Source organism: Thiomicrorhabdus arctica DSM 13458 (genome assembly GCF_000381085.1).
GTDB lineage: Bacteria > Pseudomonadota > Gammaproteobacteria > Thiomicrospirales > Thiomicrospiraceae > Thiomicrorhabdus > Thiomicrorhabdus arctica.
The window spans coordinates 670,887-688,553 of sequence record NZ_KB905899.1 but is presented as its reverse complement, the minus strand read 5'-3'; the positions used below and the strand labels follow the sequence as shown (position 1 = coordinate 688,553).

Here is a 17,667-nt window from a genome sequence, read left to right as displayed (position 1 = left end):
TCAAATTTATGCAAAACAACAATTTCATAAACATTCCACAGGAATATTTAATGATACTTGTATTTATACGCTGGACTAAAGTATAAATATGCAGTAATATTTATTTCAACCACTATTTGTGTGGTTTTTTAAATAAAACGAAAAGTATTGAATGTTAGCCAAAATATATAATTTTTTTTTGAAAAAAAAGCCTTTACTATTTGTTAACGTCGTTTTTATTTGGGGATACCTTTCAGTATTCTTTCTCTCCATTCCACTCCAATGCCAAGCTGCTACTTTAACTGAATTAGATTCAATCGAGCAAATTCGTACTCAAGAGCAAGAGCAGCGATTACGTCAAAAATTGGAAGTAAAGCCTGATGTTCGTTTAAGGCTCTCCGGACAACTTGATCAAGGCCTTTTACCAGAACATGAATCCCCCTGTTTTAGCATTGATAAAATAGTGTTGGAAGACATCTCAGGGGTTAACCCCTCCCATTCTAGTGCCGACAAATTCCAATGGGCACTGGATGCCTCCAATGAATTAGCAGATGGTACTCCCGATATTGCACTCGGACGTTGTCTAGGCTCGTCTGGTATCAATATATTGGTGAAACGAGTGCAAAATGCGATTGTTAATAAAGGCTTCATTACCACTCGTATTGTGGTTACACCTCAGGATTTAACAACGGGTACATTAAAACTCACCCTAGTACCAGGGCGCATTCATAAAATATCTTTTCTAGATGCGGATAATATACGAGCGACTTACTGGAACGCTGTTCCCGCTAAGGTCGGGGATCTCCTCAATTTGCGAGATATAGAGCAGGCCCTTGAAAACTTCAAACGGCTTCCTACGGCCGAAGCCGATATTAAAATCCAACCATCCTCTACAGAAAATTCACAACCGGGAGACAGTGATTTAGTCTTTGATTGGAAGCAGGGTTTTCCTTTTAGACTAAATTTATCTCTGGACGACTCAGGATCGCCTGCAACGGGCAAATATCAAGGCAATCTTACCTTATCGTATGATCATTGGTGGACCTTAAATGATCTATTTTATGTGAGTTTTAATCATGATTTGGGCGGTGGGGATATTGGGAGACGGGGAACCAAAGGATATACCATTCATTATTCGATACCCTTCGGATATTGGTTGCTGGCTGCTACGGGGAGTAATAATCAGTACCATCAAACGGTTGCTGGTTTCACACAAAACTATATCTATAGTGGGGACAGTGCTAATCAGGAAATTAAGCTTTCACGCATGATTTATCGTGATGCATACCGAAAAACGTCTTTGTCAATTCGAGGATGGTTGCGCTCTTCTCAAAACTATATAGATGATACGGAAGTGATTGTTCAGAGACGGCGCATGGCTGGCTGGGATTTTGGTATATCACACCAACAATTTATTGCTAAGGGTTCACTTAGTATTGAAGTTAATTACCGTCGTGGTGTGAAAGGTTATGGTTCCTTACCTGCACCAGAGGAAGCCTTCGAAGAGGGGACATCTCAACCTGAAATTCTAACTTCTCAAGTTCAACTATCCATACCGTTTCAAGTAGAAAATCATACCCTAAACTATCATGGAATCCTCAAAGGGCAATTAAATTATACCCCGTTAGTTCCTCTGGATAGGTTTAGCATTGGCAGTCGTTATACCGTCAGAGGTTTTGACGGTAACCAGCAACTATCCGCAGAACGAGGTTGGCTATTTCGGAATGAATTGAGTTTAGCATTAAGTCACACTGGACAAGCGCTGTATCTAGGGGTTGATTCAGGAGAGGTGTCAGGACCGACAAGTACCAAACTCGTTGGAACAACCTTAAGTGGCGGAGTCATTGGTTTAAGAGGGGGCTACAAAGCTTTCATCTATGATTTGTTTTTTGGTAAGCCTATTTCTAAACCAAGCAAATTCATCGTTTCAGACAGTGTGATAGGTTTCAGTGTTAATGCCTCGTTTTAGTCTTGCTTGTTCTGGCGTTTTAATGATGACGGAATCCTTAGGTGTGATTCGCTTCTATTTTTAGGTAAACATTAGGTCGCTGCAAACAGAAAGAGACAAGCTCAGTTGAAGAGCTCCCCACGTGACATGATATTTTTAACCGGTGATACGTAAACAACCTATTTTAAGTGGGTATGTTGATTTTGACTTGCTAAAAAAGAGCTGCAAATAGAGATGCCAGTGAAACAGGATTTTAGATAAATGATATGCAAAATTATATTAACGTATTCCATTGGAATTAAATTATGAATAAGAATTGTTACCGTATTGTTTTTAATAAAGCTCGTGGACAGCTTATGGTCGTGTCAGAAATTGCGGTTAGTCGAACCAAAGGCGTTAAAAATAGCCGTGGTAGTGGTGCTCCACAAATGGCGAACTTCGGATTGCGACCTTTAACGTTTTGGGTATGGACAGCGCTTGGTATGGTTGCGTTTTCAAATGCAGCACAAGCTCAAATTGTGGCAGATAAAAATGCACCGAACCATCAACAAGCAACGGTATTAAATACGGCCAATGGGATACCTCAAGTTAATATTCAAACGCCCAGTGCCGCTGGAGTTTCAAGAAATACCTACAGTCAATTTGATGTAGAACGACGAGGAGCTATTCTCAATAATTCAAGAAACAGTGTGCAAACTCAAATTGGCGGCTGGGTACAGGGAAATCCCTGGTTAGCGGGAGGTTCAGCTCGTGTTATTTTAAATGAGGTCAATTCTAGCAATCCAAGTCAACTGCATGGTTACATTGAGGTTGCCGGTACGCGCGCACAAGTCGTTGTGGCAAACCCCTCAGGAATAACATGTAATGGCTGTGGCTTTATTAACGCTAATCGAGCAACGTTAACGACAGGTGCCGCCGTATTGAATTCAGGAAGCCTTGACGCTTATAGAGTACAAGGTGGCGAAATCCTTATTACGGGTTCCGGAATGGATGCAACGCAAACCGACTACACCGATTTAATTGCACAATCTGTAAAAGTGAATGCTGGAATTTGGGCAAATCAACTTAAGGTCACTACGGGGACTAACCAAGTCAATGTCGATAACACTCAAACCACTGTGATAAAAACAAACTCCGCGAAACCTTCCTATGCAATTGATGTCTCTCAGCTAGGCGGTATGTATGCAGGTAAAATTACACTGGTTGGCACTGAGGACGGGGTTGGTGTTCGGAGTATTGGTAATATTGCAGCGAGTGCAGGGGACATCATTGTTACTGCAGATGGTCGCATAGAAAACCTTGGTAATGTCTCTAGTCAGTCCAATATAAGAATAAATTCGACCAATGATATTGCAAATAGCGGTTCGATGGAGGCACAAAAAAACGTTGATTTTATAGCCGAGGGTCGTGTGGAGAATCTCGGTAATATTTCTAGTAATTCCAGTGTCAAAATGAATTCGACCAACGATATTGCAAATAGTGGTTCGATAGAGGCTCAGAATAACATTGATTTTACGGCTAAAGGCGATATAACAAACCAAGGCTTTATTACCTCAGGACAAAGTACCAAACTCACGACAGCAGGCCGTTTAGACAATGATCTTGGTGAAGTGCTCGCAGTTGATTCGTTGTCTATTTCAGCATCAGGACCGTTAAGTAATCAGAAGGGCCTACTCCTTTCAAATCAATCATTAGATGCTAGCGCATCAAAGATTATAAACACTCAGGGAACAATTAGTTCCGTGTATAAAGAGGTCAATTTACAGGCGTCAGCTGGTGCCTTACAAAATGATTCAGGCAATATTGAAGCTTCACAAGTGGTTAGTATTGTGGCACAAGGGGTCAGTAACTTACAAGGAAGAATCATTGCCAGTCAACTAGACATTGACACTCAGTTGCAAGCGTTGGGCAATCGTGAAGGAGCGCTCATTGCGACAGGTGAGAATGGCACTGGAACCCTTGATGTACAAAGTGGCGCCTTTGACAATCACGCTGGTCTTATTGGAGCTACAGCCGCACTCAATATCAACACCAATGGTAACCTTTTAAGTAATACTGACTCTGGTCGTAATGCGGGAATAGTCGGCCAATCAACGGTAACGCTAGCAACTGGTCAACTTGTAAACCAGTCGGGCTACATTGGCAGTGAAGCAGATTTGAATATGAGTGGCCTTCATATTGATAATACACAAAATGGCGTAATGGAAAGTTCTAATGGTTTGACGATTGATGGGGTCGCCTTAAATAACTCAGGAGGCTTGGTTCAGTCGCAAACTCATACTGATATTAAACTGGATGAAACCTTAAATAATACCAATGGTCTTATTCGCTCAGGCCAGGCACTAACCCTCTCTGCTGCTCAACTGGATAATACGCAAGGAGAATTGCTGGCTGAAAAGGCGCTCGACATTGATAGCTCTAATAGGCTTAATAACACCAATGGTTTAATCTCATCTGCGACGACAGCGACTTTACATAATGCTCATTCAACGGATCAAGCACTGCAAATCATAAATACGGGTGGAACGGTCATAGCCAACCAAAAAATTGATATCACTAGTGCGAAATTAACGGGCGATGGTGAACTATTAAGTCAGGGGGATATCTCTGTCAAAGTGACAGATGACTATTTACACACCGGGTTAATTAAAACGAATGGTCAAGTCCGTATTGAAACGGCTGCTACTTTAACAAACCAGTCAAATATTCAGTCCATTGCAGAGGTGTATCTCAAAGCGGCAACGATTGACAATCAGGTAAATGGGCAAGTGAGCGCCAATAAGATAACATTAGAAGCGACCGCAGCGAATACCCTGATTAACAGGGGGCTCATTAATGGGCAAGAGACATTCATCGATACCATCACTCTCAATAACCTTGGTACAGGACGAATATATGGCGACCATATCGCGATTGAAGCCACCACGATCAATAATTTAGCTGAAGGAGCCGGAGCCCCTGTCATCGCCGCTCGCAACCAGTTGGATATCGGCACAAAAAATCTGACAAATACCGAACATGGACTTATCTTTAGTGCAGGGGATCTTTCAATTGGAGGAGCCCTAGATACTAATAAAAACGCCACAGGACAAGCGACCACCGTAAATAATAATAGTGCAACTATTGAAGCCTTGGGTCATCTTAACCTCGCTTCTCAATCAATCAATAATCGCAATAAACATATCACAACGACTGAGTTAGTGCTTCCTACCGAAACCGTTAAGGAATACCAAGGAAGTGGCGCAAGTAAACGTTATCTGGTAGGAACACCTGGCGTTTGGCTTCGTTTGCATGAGTCCGTACGTTTGATGACACCCGAAGGGGAGTATTTAACATGGCTGCAGTATAATTATCAACGCACCCCGACGCAAACAACGATTCTGACGTCAGATCCAGGTAAAATTTTATCAGGTGGCAATATGACCATTACAGCCGACAGCTTATTAAATGCTGACAGCCAGGTCATCGCAGGCGGTAACTTATCAGCCCATGTTGGATCGATAAACAACCAACAAACACAAGGCCGACGGGTAACCCGTGATGTAGGCACTGTGACAACATCATGGCGCAAGAAACGCGATGGAAGAGATACTACTCGATCTAGTACGGCTGCATATAACCCTGCCGCTAAAGTCGAAGCCATCACACTTAGTACCGCGCTCTATAAACAAAATACCGCTCCAAATGGAACAGGTACTCAAGTGGCAGGCTTGACCACAGGCGTCCAAACTAAGACGGCTACTGCCAACAATGGAATGAGCGTCGTTCTGCCGGGCAACACCACCATTATTCGTACCGTCGGCGGCAATGTTGAGCTTCCAAATAACCGTTTGTATAAAACAAATCCCAACCCAAGTGCCCATTATTTTATTGAAACAGACTCGGCTTTTACCAATAATCAAGCCTGGTTGAGTTCAGATTACATTCTAGACCAACTTGCTTTTGACCCTACTATTACTCAAAAACGGTTGGGTGATGGTTTCTACGAACAAAAGCTCATTAGAGAGCAGGTAGCCCAACTCACAGGGCGCCGTTTTTTAACCGGTTATGCAACGGACGAAGCACAGTATCAGTCGCTTATGAATAACGCAATTGATTATGCACAACAATTTGCAGTGACACCAGGCGTTGCATTAAGCGCAGATCAAATGGCAAAACTGACTAATGACATGGTCTGGATGGTTGAAAAAGAGATTGCTCAGCCAGATGGTTCCGTAGAAAAAGCACTGGTTCCTCAATTATATGTACGCGTGCAAAATACGGAACTCGCTGCATCGGGTGGACTTATTTCAGCTGACAGCATGAACCTAAACCTGGCCAATGATTTAATCAATAGCGGGACCATTCAAGCCAGTGCCAATACGTGGATCAGTGCCGATAATCTTCGCAATTTGGGCGGACGTATTCGCGGGCAAGATGTCAATTTACAAGCTCAAACCGATCTTAACAATCTAGGCGGACGGATCACCGCACAGAATAGTTTACAGGCGGTAGCGGGTCGAGATATAAACCTTGCCAGCACGACCAATACACAAAACGGTGCACAAGGCCGTCGAACCAATATTGCCAGTGTTGCAGAAATCAGCGTAACAGGCGGTACAGGTGCTTTGAATATTTCTGCAGGTCGAGACCTTAGTCTTAAAGCGGTTAAGTTACAAAACCTATCATCTGGTGATACAAGCTTAACCGCTGGCCAAAATTTAAACCTGGCCACGGTGACCGAATCTCAGGACGAGAAAATAGTTTGGGACAGCAGTAACTGGCGTAGCGATAGTCGTAAAACGGAAACCGGTAGCACAATACAGACAAAGGGTAACTTAAATCTGGCCGCGGGTCAGGACCTGAATGCTAGAGCGGCTCAGGTGACCAGTACTGGAGGTGATCTGAATGTAATCGCCGGAGGCAATATTTCATTAACCGCAGGTGAAAACACCCAACAAGTAAATGAAGCCCATAAACACAAAAATGGCGGCCTGATTCAAAGCACCGAAAAATCCTTTGATAGCTCAGCTTCAAACACTGCGCAAATCACTAACTTGACAGCTAAAAACGTTGGACTTCAAGCAGAAACAATCTCATTGGTTGGAACCGACATCAAAGCAACTGAAGCCCTAAATCTAACCGCAAAAGCAATTGATATAACAGCCGTCAATGATTCTAATTCAGTCCTATCCAACTCATCATTCAGTGATTTTATGGCATCGAAAAGTGCCAAAAATACCAATATATCATCGAGTAATATTGCCTCAAATTTGGCGGCGAAAGACATTCGTCTTAACGCAACAGAGAAGGGCATCCAACTTACCGGTTCCAATATTGACGCTACGGGTAATCTAATCTTAGACAGCGCCACAGATATCAATGTTCAAGCGGGTTATGAAGGCAGTCTAAATGAATCTCATAAAAAAGAATCTGGTTGGCTTACTGGTGGCGCGCTTTTTTCAGAAAGTGAAGATTTGGAAGGTAAATTAAAAAAATCCGATGTTCAGTCTAATATTCAAGCGAAGAATATTGCATTCAATGCCAACAAGAATCTGAATCTTGCAGGGGTCAATATCCAAGCCCAAGATAGCCTAAATGCCAATGCTGAAAACATCACCATCAGTCATGCCGAGAAAGAAGAAAAAGTTTACTCCAAACACACCAAGTTAACGGTCAGTGTCGGTGACGTAGCGACCTCTCTATTGCGGCCAGATGAACTCATTAATGATGATGAAGACGGGAAGGTTTCACTGACTCTAGCGAAAGCAACCTACGACTCGGCTGATAAGGTCATGACCACAACTACAGCCATTGCCAGTAAGTTAGGGGCGGCTAATATTAATTTAAGCGCCACCACAGACCAAACTGAAAATGCGGCTCTGGGTAACCTTAATATCACAGGCAGTGATCTTAACGCCACAGGTGATATAAATCTTACGGCAACCAATGATTTAACCGTTAAAGAAGCCAAAAATAGTGTGGTTACCAAAGAGAGTGAAGTCGAGGGTAAGGCCGAATTAAAGCTGGTTGTTAAAAACGAATATGTTTTAATCAAAACGGCTGTAGAGGCATTGCAAACGGCAAAATCGCAGTTAGATGATTCCCAATCAAGTTACGCTAACTATCAAACCGACCTGAAAAATCAACAAGCGAATTTAGCGCAATTAAAGAGTGATCTAAAAAATGGTAAATTGGGCATAGAACAAGTGGATGTAGAAGAACTGTCAGAATATGTAAATGACTTAAAGTCAGATGCCAGCTTCTATCAAGCCAATATCGCATTAGCCACCGCCAATTTAGCGACCAAGACCACCGCTTTAGCCGCGCAAACTGCAAAAGCCGCTTCCTCAACGGGAACCTATGGTTTTAATGCCGGTTTAGAGTTAGATGTTGATGCCATTGAAAAACAGTTGGCGGCTTATGAACAAAGCGCTTTAGCGTCTAATATCACCGCCAACAACATCACGCTTAATTCAGGTGAAAAAACCACCCTACAAGGCTCTCATCTAAATGCCAAACAAAATATTTCCATTAACAGTCAAAACCTGAATGTTTTAGCGTCTACGAATGTTAAAAACAGTGACAGCAGTATGGATCACAAAAATATCAATGTCAGTGTTGACCTGTATGGCGGTGGTGGCGCTGCGAGTGTTTCCGTGAGTACGGATTCATCCAAGCAGAGTTCAAAAGCACTCAGTCAAAACAACAGCCGTCTTTTAGCCAGCAATATCCGCATCAATACCGCTGAAACCACTACGATTGAAGGTGCGACCGTACATGCCGATGAACAACTCATTATCAATACTAAAAACTTAAACGTCGCCTCGGTACAAGATAGTTCAACCAATAAATCGCAGTCTCAAGGCTTAAGTGCAGGCTTTGGCTCGAGCGGTTTGAACGCATTAGGTGTCAATAACGCCAAAGCGAATAGTAAACAAAAAACGACTGTACAGACCAGTCTTACCGCCAACCAGGTAGATATCAACACCCAACAACACACCCTTATTCAAGGGGCCACCATTGCGGCGGTTGACAGTAATGGTCATGACAATGGTCAACTGAACCTACGTACCCAAACGTTAGAGGCTAAATCTTTAAATAACACCCTTAACAGTCGATCTCAGTCATTAGGACTTAACGCCAGTATTGCTGGTGCCAGTAATCAAACTGCCGAAACGAGCAGCTCTATCTCTAGTGTGGGGATCGATTTCAGCAACGACAATAGCAACCGTAAAACCAAAACCCTCGCTACTTTAGGGCAGGGTAATCTTCAAATAGCAGACAGTGAAAACTCACAAACGCAACTGCTCAACCGCGATATTCAAGACAATGAAGTCGATATCTACAATATAGAGTCGCACAAGGGCTTAAGCGGGAGTTTGGATACCAATTTATTGACCGATGCAGGTAGAAACCAAATTGCGAAGGATTTGAATGAGTTTGGGCAAAACATTCAAAAGGTTGCTCAAGGTTTGCCAGAAGCGGACAACAAAAATATTGTGGTTGCGGCTATAGGGAAGGCTCTGGATGAGTTATCGTCCTATACTGTTGGAATTATTCCTAGTAACGGTTCTAACGGTGGGCTTTTAGGCAATATTCCCGTCATGCTTGGAGACAAGGATATCAATCATAAAGTGCTACAGGTTGTTACAACGGATTACATTAAGGTAAAAAACAATCCTGAAAATTTTATTCCTATTGAGGAGAGCGAACTCTATCAAAAAGCCTCTAGTGAAACGCGTGATAAATTGAAAGGACAAGGTCTTTTGGTATCAATAGTGCCAGTACAGATTGATAGTAGTAACGCGACATATCAAAACTTTACAAATGGAATGATGAATTCGGAAGCGGATGCCATTAAAAATGGTATAGCTCAAACAGGCTCAAAGGTGGTTACGATTAATTATAATCCTAGTCACGGTTTTATTGGCGATGGACTAGAGTCAGGTGTCGATAAACTAGGAATTGTAACAACGGGAGTTGCGAAACAAACAGGGCAATTTGTGAATGAGGCAACGACTGCACGAGGCCAAAATGGATTTAATATGGCTGGACACTCACAAGCCAATCTGCTTTTAAAGGCTGGTATTGAGTACCAATTAGATAATGGTGGTTTTAAAGGCGGAGAATATTTTATAAATCCAAATGGCAGTAGTTACAGTGAAACGGTTCGTGGAATTCCTACTTTTTCTAGTTTTGGCTCGCCTGTTAATACCAATGATATGAAAACTACAATGAATAAGACTCCTTTTATTTATAATGGGAGTACCGCGAACCCTGGTGACTTTGTGGCAGAGGGGTTAGGTGGAAACCAAGGGGTTGATCAACAAGTTGGGGCAATGGATCGTTTAAAATCTGTTGTGAATGTTCCTAAACTATTTACTGACAAATCACCTCATAGTTCATATGAGTGCAAGACTGAGAATGGAAATAAGTGTGGAGAAACACCTTGAAAAAATTAATTTTCGTTATTTTGATCGCTTTATTGTCTGCTTGTAGTACACAACCCGCTAAGCAAGGACAATTGATTGATAATGAGTATTTTTCGATTAACTGGAATAGCCATTCTTGGAACTTGAATAAGGATGAAAACCCTTCTCGGGTGGTTTTGTCACCCAGTCTAAGTGAAGAAGTTAGGAGTACTACTGTTCATGTAAATTATAATCAGGAGTATAGAGGTTCTTCTGTTTCCATAAGTAGTCAACCTCTTATTTATCGCCGATTTTTAGGTGTTTTTCTTCCTGGTTCAGAGATGTTTTTTGACCAAAATGCGGATTATTCAAAGGTGCCGAGAAATGCCGAGGGTATTCCTGAAATGATGGTTAAAAATCATGGTGGCCGTTGGTTTTACAATCCAAAATGGGACAGTGTGACTTATATCAATGGTCTTAAATGCTTTGAAAGTACCCTGATAACCCAAAGTGTTAAGTATGTTAGAACTTATTGCGGTTATTACGACAAAGTTAAAGGCAAGCGGATTTTATATACCTTATTGAAATATGATTACAAAAATAATTATTTATATGCAGACTGGGAAGAGGCGATCAAAACAGATGTACCTCCTAGTATTCAACCGATAGATGATCATTTGAAAGATGTGCTAAAAAAGCTATTAAGTACTTTAAAGATAAATAACCTTGATATAGAAAGAATGCAGCAAGAGGGATTGTTACATAATTAAATATGGTTTTTTCCCTTGAAACATGATATCCCCGAACCAATGGCTGAGACAATTATTGCTTTCTAACTAACATTATTAAAAATACGAAAAAAGGGGACGCTACCCTTTTAATGTTGAACCAGCTAGTGTTGAAGTATGCCTAGAGTAGCCTGAGTTGTTTTACCTATATCTCTTGTCACATTCTCCAAAGGAGAGTATTCGACATGGGTATAAAAGGGTAGCGTACTCTTTTTTCCTTCCCCTTTTTCCCAACATATACTGAGCAGAATATTATGCCAAAAATGCAGTCATTAACCGATGAGTCATGATGTTACAAGTGAATTATTTTCACAGGTTGAAGCGATGTCTGAAAATAAAGGTATTAATTCAGCTTTAGAATTCGCATTGCTTAATTATAAAAATGATCATGACCTTATAATATTAATCGCGGTTTTTTATAATTCTAAACAAGAGTGGAGTGAAGTATTTTATTGGAGCAAAAAAGCTATTAGCTATAATATTGATTATTCGCCAGCAATTTTCTATTTTTTATCTAGAGAATATTATAGTCAATACGTGCATAAAGGTAAAAAGGAACAGGATTTACAAAAATCGTTGAAATCGGCAAAGAAATATTCTAATTGTACATTTTCTGATGAGCGAGATTCAGTTACTGCAAATTTTAATGTTGGTTTTTTGTACTTCATCTTAAATGAATATAAAAGGGCGCTTGTCTATTTTAAAAAAGCCATGAAGCAAGGCCATGTCTATTCTGAAATGTATTTTATAGCGATTATGTTTGATTTAGAGTCTATGCCGATAAATCCATTAAAACTTCTTTGTTTAGCTTTTCGAATAAGAATAAAGAAACAAATATTGATGTGGAGAGATAAAGAAGATATGCGTTTAGACAAGGGCTTTTTAAACGGAAATCAAATTCTCGGTGATGAAAGCATCTTGAGTGGTTGGATGCGACGTTTTAAAAATCGAAAAGGTACAAGTAAAGTGAATTTAAGATAAAGGACAAAAAGACGGTAGAGCTTTTTTACTTCTAAGTTTCTTTAGAAAAATGAGTCAATCCCCTTTTTCCTTTTTTTAACTGAGATGGGCTATCAGGTGGATTAATTTGTGTTAGAGGTTGTTTTGTATAAAATATATCAAAGAGTAAAAAAATGAGGCTATCAAAAACATTACAGCAATTAGTGTATGCTTTGCTTTCTTCTGTAGTAGCAATTGGCATTATATGGTTTGTTGAGCCTTCTTTTAATTTAATTTTATTTCTGTCGGCATTTCTTCTAAGCTTATTGTTATTGCCTCTATATATAGGTCTTGTTCAGAGCGGTTGGTTAGAAAAGTTGAAATTGAGAATGGTCTATGTTCAGGCTAACTTAATTTTGTTGTTCTTTTTGTTTTGTATCTTTTTGCTGTTTTTTCTGAATTCAGTACCAGGGGAATTTCCTCACAATATTGATAATATTTATCTATATTTTATGTATGCAATGGCTTTGCCTACATTGTTAATATTGTCCCCTTTAGCATTTGTTTTACATGGTAAAAAGTTCGCTAATACATGGTTGTTTACCCTGGCAATAATGAATTCTTTTGTATGGATATCAATTCCTGTTATTTGGCTGCCTATGCTCATTTATTATCCGATTATGGTTGTGGTCACTAATTTTTACCGGAAAAAACTCATCAAAGAGAAAATTATTAGTGAAAATGTAGAAGACAATCAATTGGTGTTTAAGATTATTTTCATGTTTTTTGTCGTTAATTTAGTTCTATTTCTTCTTTATAATCCTTTTATGTAGTGCAGAAGTTAAATAGGTCAAAGCCCATTTCTGTCTATAAGTTGCTTTAGCACGTAAATAACTGTGGCTTTAAACCATGCTTAGAAAACCACATTTCTTTATGCCCTAAAAAAGGTAAAAAAGGTAAAAAAGGGGACGCTACCCTTTTAATGTCTTAATGTCGAACCTGCTAGTGTTAAAGCATGCCTAGAAAACTAAGTTTCTTTATGCGCAATGTTCCGAATAATATTGTCCAATGTTGTCTGAATTTGATTAGCATCTGTCTTATCTAGCGTATTAAAGAAATATACCCAAACTGACTAGGCCTGGCCTGGTCGAATCCATTAAAATGTATGTGGAGATTAAATTTTGACATTCAAACTATTAATATTAACGTTTATTGTTGTACTCTTTAGCGGTTGCAGTGCGCATATACCTAAGCAAGGACTTCTGGTTGAAAACCCTTACTTCTCGATCAACTGGAACAGTCATGATTGGAGCTTGAATCGGGATAAAAATCCGTCAAAAGTTCGTTTATCACCAGGTGTGGCAGGGGACACTTACGGCATAAGTGCCGATATAAACTATAATCAGCAGTATAGATCCTCCTATGTAAATATAAGAAGCCAAGCCTATTTTGACGACAGACATCCTGGTCAAGCCTTTTTACCGGGTTCTGAGATGTTTTTTGATCAGGATGCGGATTACACTCAGGTGCTTAAAGATGAGCGTGGGATTCCAGCAATGATGACCAAAAACCACGGTGGCCTGTGGGTCCTGAATCCATCTTGGAACAAAGTTGTATATATCTATGGTTTAAAGTGTCTAGAAACTACTTTAATTTCAACGTCGTTTAGAGACCAGAAAACCTATTGCGGTTATTATGATATCCATAAGGGCAAGCGCATATTGCAAACTCGATATGATTATATGTTTAACAAAGGTGACTATAATGAAGCCCAATGGCAAGAAGCCATTAAACAGCCCGTACCACCAAGCGCACAGCCACTGGACGCGCATCTGCAAGATGCCTTAAGCCATCTATTATCGACCTTGAAGATACCGAATATGGATGTCGTCAGAATGCAAAAAGAAGGCTTGTTACACAACCCACCGCCATACGTCTTAAAGCAACTTAAGGCACAGCAAAATACAGCGAATTCACCCTCAAATAGCCGCTGAACCGTATGTAAAACATCCTGTAAAAAGTCATCAGAAAAGTAACCAGGCCTGGTTACTTTTAATATTCATGGATATAAAGCTTCTTAAAAGATATTGTGGAGAACACCCTTTGAAAACCAAAATCATACTGCTTACGTTTATTGTTTTACTGGTCGGTGGCTGCAGTAGTGTCGAGTTTTTAGGCGCTCAAAAGTGGAGTATGGTGGGTGGCTTGTATGTTGAACGATGGTTTTTAGAGCCCAGTGAAAACTTTGAAACCCCTAAAGGTACCGCGGCAGAAAAGGTAAAACACCACTATATTGTTAAATATTATATTGCGGCACGTAATGGAGAGCCCAGCGTCACGCAAATTCCGACAGAGCATATGTGGCAGGTAAAACATAATGGAAAACCTGACTACAAGCAGGATGATGATGATTTGTTTTTTTACATAAAAACAACATCTGGACTATTTAAACAGCATTGGGCCATTAGCGATAATATGCTGATGCCAATCAAGGCTTGCTACAACAGTTGGTGTGAGCTTTATCCTACGGTATATCCAGAAACGCTGTATGTTAAACAGGCTATTTTATACCAGGAATAAAAATTCAACTGTCGGCTCAATAATTGAGCGTTGAGTAAGGTTAAACTCATAATAAATTGAAAGTAAGGGTAAAAATAAGGTTTGCTCTGTTCTCCGATTATTTGATACGGGTACTAAAAGAATTAATACAATAAAGCTTATACCCATTCTAAAGTGACCAGGCCTGGTCAGTTGTTAATTTGATATTAAGTATAGACTTGTCGCTTTGAGGAGTATTTAATTATACTCTGACTGTCGTTATCCGTCATATGACGTTGATTTTTGCTAGGAGCCGGCCATGTTTGAGAGTGCATTTTTCGAGTTTAGCATGCTGCTGGGCATTTCTGCGGTATTTGGCTTTGTTGCTGTTAAGTTACGCCAACCCTTAATTGTCGCCTTTATTGCTGTGGGTATTTTAGCAGGGCCTGCAGGTTTTAGTCTAATTGCCAATTATGCACAGATTGAGCTATTGTCTCATTTAGGCATTGCCGTCTTGTTGTTTGTGGTCGGTCTTAAGTTGGATTTGCATATTATCCGTACGTTGGGCCCCGTGGCACTTTTTACGGGATTTGGTCAGGTTATTTTCACGTCCTTAATCGGGTTTTTAATCGGTTTGGCACTTGGGCTCTCGGTAGTTGGAGCTATTTATGTATCCGTGGCGCTTACTTTTTCCAGTACGATTATTATCGTTAAGCTTCTGTCCGATAAGGGCGAACTTGATTCATTGCATGGCCGTATTGCCGTTGGTTTTTTGATTGTGCAAGACATTGTGGTCGTTTTGGTGATGATTGGTCTGACCGCATTAGGGCAAGCGGAGGAGGTAAGCCATTTAGGCTTTGATGCTTTGATGGTATTGATCAAAGGGATCTTAATGCTGCTTGTTGTCGCGTTGTTGATGCGTTACGTGCTTCCTGGTTTATTGCGGAGTTTAGCGTACTCGTCTGAATTGTTGATTTTATTCGCCATTGCTTGGGCTGTAATGGGTGCATCGGTGGGTTACGTTTTGGGTTTTGGTCAAGAGGTAGGCGCCTTTTTAGCGGGTATATCTTTGGCCTCTACGCATTATCGTGAGTTGATCGCTGCTAGACTGGTAAGCCTGCGTGACTTTTTATTATTGTTCTTTTTCATCAGCTTAGGCGCGAGTCTAAATATGAGTATTTTAAGTTCTCAAGTTGAGCCGGCTGTAATTCTTTCGCTGTTTGTACTGTTAGGCAATCCATTTATTGTGATGGTTATTATGGGGTATATGGGCTATCGTAAACGCACTGGCTTTTTAGCGGGTTTGACAGTAGCACAGATTAGTGAGTTTTCACTTATTCTGGCGGCCTTAGGTTTTACTTTAGGGCATATAAATCAGGATACCGTCGGCTTAATCACCTTGGTCGGTCTCATTACCATTTCAGTCTCATCTTATATGATTCTCTACTCCCAACCTTTGTACGAAAAACTTGCACCCTTTTTGACGGTATTTGAACGTCTAAAACCTTACCGAGAATTAGCCATTGATCAGCAGCCTTTGGCTAAGTCGACCGATGTCATTATCTTTGGCCTCGGACGATTCGGTATGCTGATGGCACAGACACTGCAAAAACGGGGGTTGAATGTGCTGGCAGTGGATTTCAACCCTCAATTAGTAGAAGATAATGTCATGCATGGTGTACCTACACGTTATGGTGATGCAGGGGATCCCGAGTTTATTGCTAGCTTGCCCCTTATGGAGGCTACATGGGTAATTGGTACTTTAAGAGATTATCATCTTAACTTGATCTTATTAAAATCCCTTAAAGAAGTGCACTACCCGGGTAAAGTCGCTTTAGCTGGGCACAATCAGTCTGATAGTGATTATTTTCAAAGCTTGGGGGCTGACCTGGTTCTGATTCCTTTTCACGATGCCGCTTTGCAAGCTGTTGAGCGCATTTTAAATACCCCTTCAATAAAGGCGAATTGAATATGCCATCTATTCAAACGATTATCTTTGTTTCGCAGGAAAACTCTCTTGCTGAACAAGAGTTGTTTTCCTGGACTTTGCAACTAGCCAAACAACATCAAGCGCACCTAAAGGTGTTACGTGTTTTGCCAGAAATATCATCAGGCCTGGCCGCTTGGTTAAACAACGACGAGCCAACGGCTCTTATGGAACACCAGAAACAAATCCAACTGGTGCAATTAAAACCTTTGCAACAGCAAGCTCAAGAGGCAACCGTCAAGTTTTCTGTGGAAGTGGTCTTTGGTAAATTTTTCTATCAAATCATTCAGCAGGTGCTCAAAATTCATGCCGACTTGCTGATTAAGTTAGTAGACAATTCTAGTGAAAGGAGTGACCGCCCCCTGTTTGACAGCCATGATATGCATCTTTTACGTAAATGCCCTTGCACCCTGTTACTACACAATCCTCAAATTGAGTTGCCGTTTGTCAAGATGATCGCCAGTATTGATATCGATAGTGAAAATGAACAACCCTTGGAAGAAGACCGTCTTAACACGCGTATTATGGATTGGGCGGTGAAACTGCATCAACTGCAGAGTGCGCCGCTAGAAGTGGTGCACGCGTGGCAATCTGAAGGTGAAAATTTAATTTACTACTGGAATACTGAATGGACTGAAAAAGATCTGTTTTTATTTAATGAACGTGAGCAACAGTTTCACCAAAATGCCCTTGAAAAAGAGGTGCAGGCCTATAGGCTGTCAGGTTTGGCGTTGCAAACGTACCTCCCTAAAGGAAAGCCTGAAATAGCCATTGCACAGTTATTAAAGAACCATGGCAACGATCTATTGATAATGGGTACGATTGCCAGAACAGGGCTTTCAGGTATGATCATTGGCAATACGGCCGAGGATATTATTGAGCAGATAGATTGTTCCGTATTGGCTGTAAAACCCAAAGGTTTTGAATCTCCGGTTAAGCTGGATAGGTCGTTTTAAGAGCTCAACTCAATCGTGAATTTTGTTGCAGGGAAGGGGCATTATAAAACGCGATAAGAGGCCTTTTTTGAGAGCACGCTCACTGAAAAGGTTTTGAAGAGTAGGGTGGATAGAGGTCAAAAAATGAGGCTTATGACCT

At 40.8% G+C, this 17,667-nt stretch carries 9 protein-coding genes; all 9 read left to right on the top strand.

Annotation, left to right across the window (positions count from 1 at the left end; translation table 11 throughout):
- Positions 1-151 precede the first annotated feature (151 nt).
- The 9 genes from F612_RS0103165 (at position 152) to F612_RS0103125 (ending at position 17,528) form a co-directional block, all read left to right on the top strand.
- Entirely contained in the window at positions 152-1,948 is a 1,797-nt protein-coding gene (locus tag F612_RS0103165; protein WP_019556300.1) for a ShlB/FhaC/HecB family hemolysin secretion/activation protein, read from the top strand.
- Positions 1,949-2,232: 284 nt separating this feature from the next.
- Positions 2,233-10,362, top strand: a complete 8,130-nt coding sequence (locus F612_RS0103160; RefSeq protein WP_019556299.1) for a two-partner secretion domain-containing protein — start codon at positions 2,233-2,235, stop codon at positions 10,360-10,362.
- Positions 10,359-11,090: a hypothetical protein gene (locus tag F612_RS0103155; protein WP_019556298.1), complete on the top strand. Its 732-nt coding sequence runs from the start codon at positions 10,359-10,361 to the stop codon at positions 11,088-11,090. Before F612_RS0103160 ends, F612_RS0103155 begins: the two co-directional genes overlap by 4 nt.
- Positions 11,091-11,387: 297 nt before the next feature.
- Complete coding sequence (locus F612_RS0103150) at positions 11,388-12,089, top strand: SEL1-like repeat protein (protein WP_019556297.1); 702 nt, start codon at positions 11,388-11,390, stop codon at positions 12,087-12,089.
- Positions 12,090-12,241: 152 nt separating this feature from the next.
- Positions 12,242-12,880, top strand: coding sequence for a hypothetical protein (locus F612_RS0103145; protein WP_019556296.1), 639 nt, complete (start codon positions 12,242-12,244; stop codon positions 12,878-12,880).
- Positions 12,881-13,228: 348 nt separating this feature from the next.
- A complete protein-coding gene (locus tag F612_RS0103140; protein ID WP_019556295.1) occupies positions 13,229-14,041 on the top strand; it encodes a hypothetical protein in 813 nt (270 codons plus the stop codon).
- A 109-nt stretch (positions 14,042-14,150) separates the two neighbouring features.
- On the top strand, positions 14,151-14,627 hold the full coding sequence (locus tag F612_RS0103135) for a hypothetical protein (protein WP_019556294.1): 477 nt from the start codon (positions 14,151-14,153) through the stop codon (positions 14,625-14,627).
- Between the two features lie 277 nt (positions 14,628-14,904).
- On the top strand, positions 14,905-16,554 hold the full coding sequence (locus F612_RS0103130) for a cation:proton antiporter (RefSeq protein WP_019556293.1): 1,650 nt from the start codon (positions 14,905-14,907) through the stop codon (positions 16,552-16,554).
- Between the two features lie 2 nt (positions 16,555-16,556).
- Positions 16,557-17,528, top strand: coding sequence for a universal stress protein (locus F612_RS0103125; protein WP_019556292.1), 972 nt, complete (start codon positions 16,557-16,559; stop codon positions 17,526-17,528).
- Positions 17,529-17,667 lie beyond the last annotated feature (139 nt).

What these genes read in the sequence shown, in the direction of transcription:
- F612_RS0103165 (WP_019556300.1), top strand. Translation starts at nt 152, where the DNA reads ATGTTAGCCAAAATATATAATTTTTTTTTGAAAAAAAAGCCTTTACTA.
- F612_RS0103160 (WP_019556299.1), top strand. Translation starts at nt 2,233, where the DNA reads ATGAATAAGAATTGTTACCGTATTGTTTTTAATAAAGCTCGTGGACAG.
- F612_RS0103150 (WP_019556297.1), top strand. Translation starts at nt 11,388, where the DNA reads ATGAGTCATGATGTTACAAGTGAATTATTTTCACAGGTTGAAGCGATG.
- F612_RS0103145 (WP_019556296.1), top strand. Translation starts at nt 12,242, where the DNA reads ATGAGGCTATCAAAAACATTACAGCAATTAGTGTATGCTTTGCTTTCT.
- F612_RS0103130 (WP_019556293.1), top strand. Translation starts at nt 14,905, where the DNA reads ATGTTTGAGAGTGCATTTTTCGAGTTTAGCATGCTGCTGGGCATTTCT.
- F612_RS0103125 (WP_019556292.1), top strand. Translation starts at nt 16,557, where the DNA reads ATGCCATCTATTCAAACGATTATCTTTGTTTCGCAGGAAAACTCTCTT.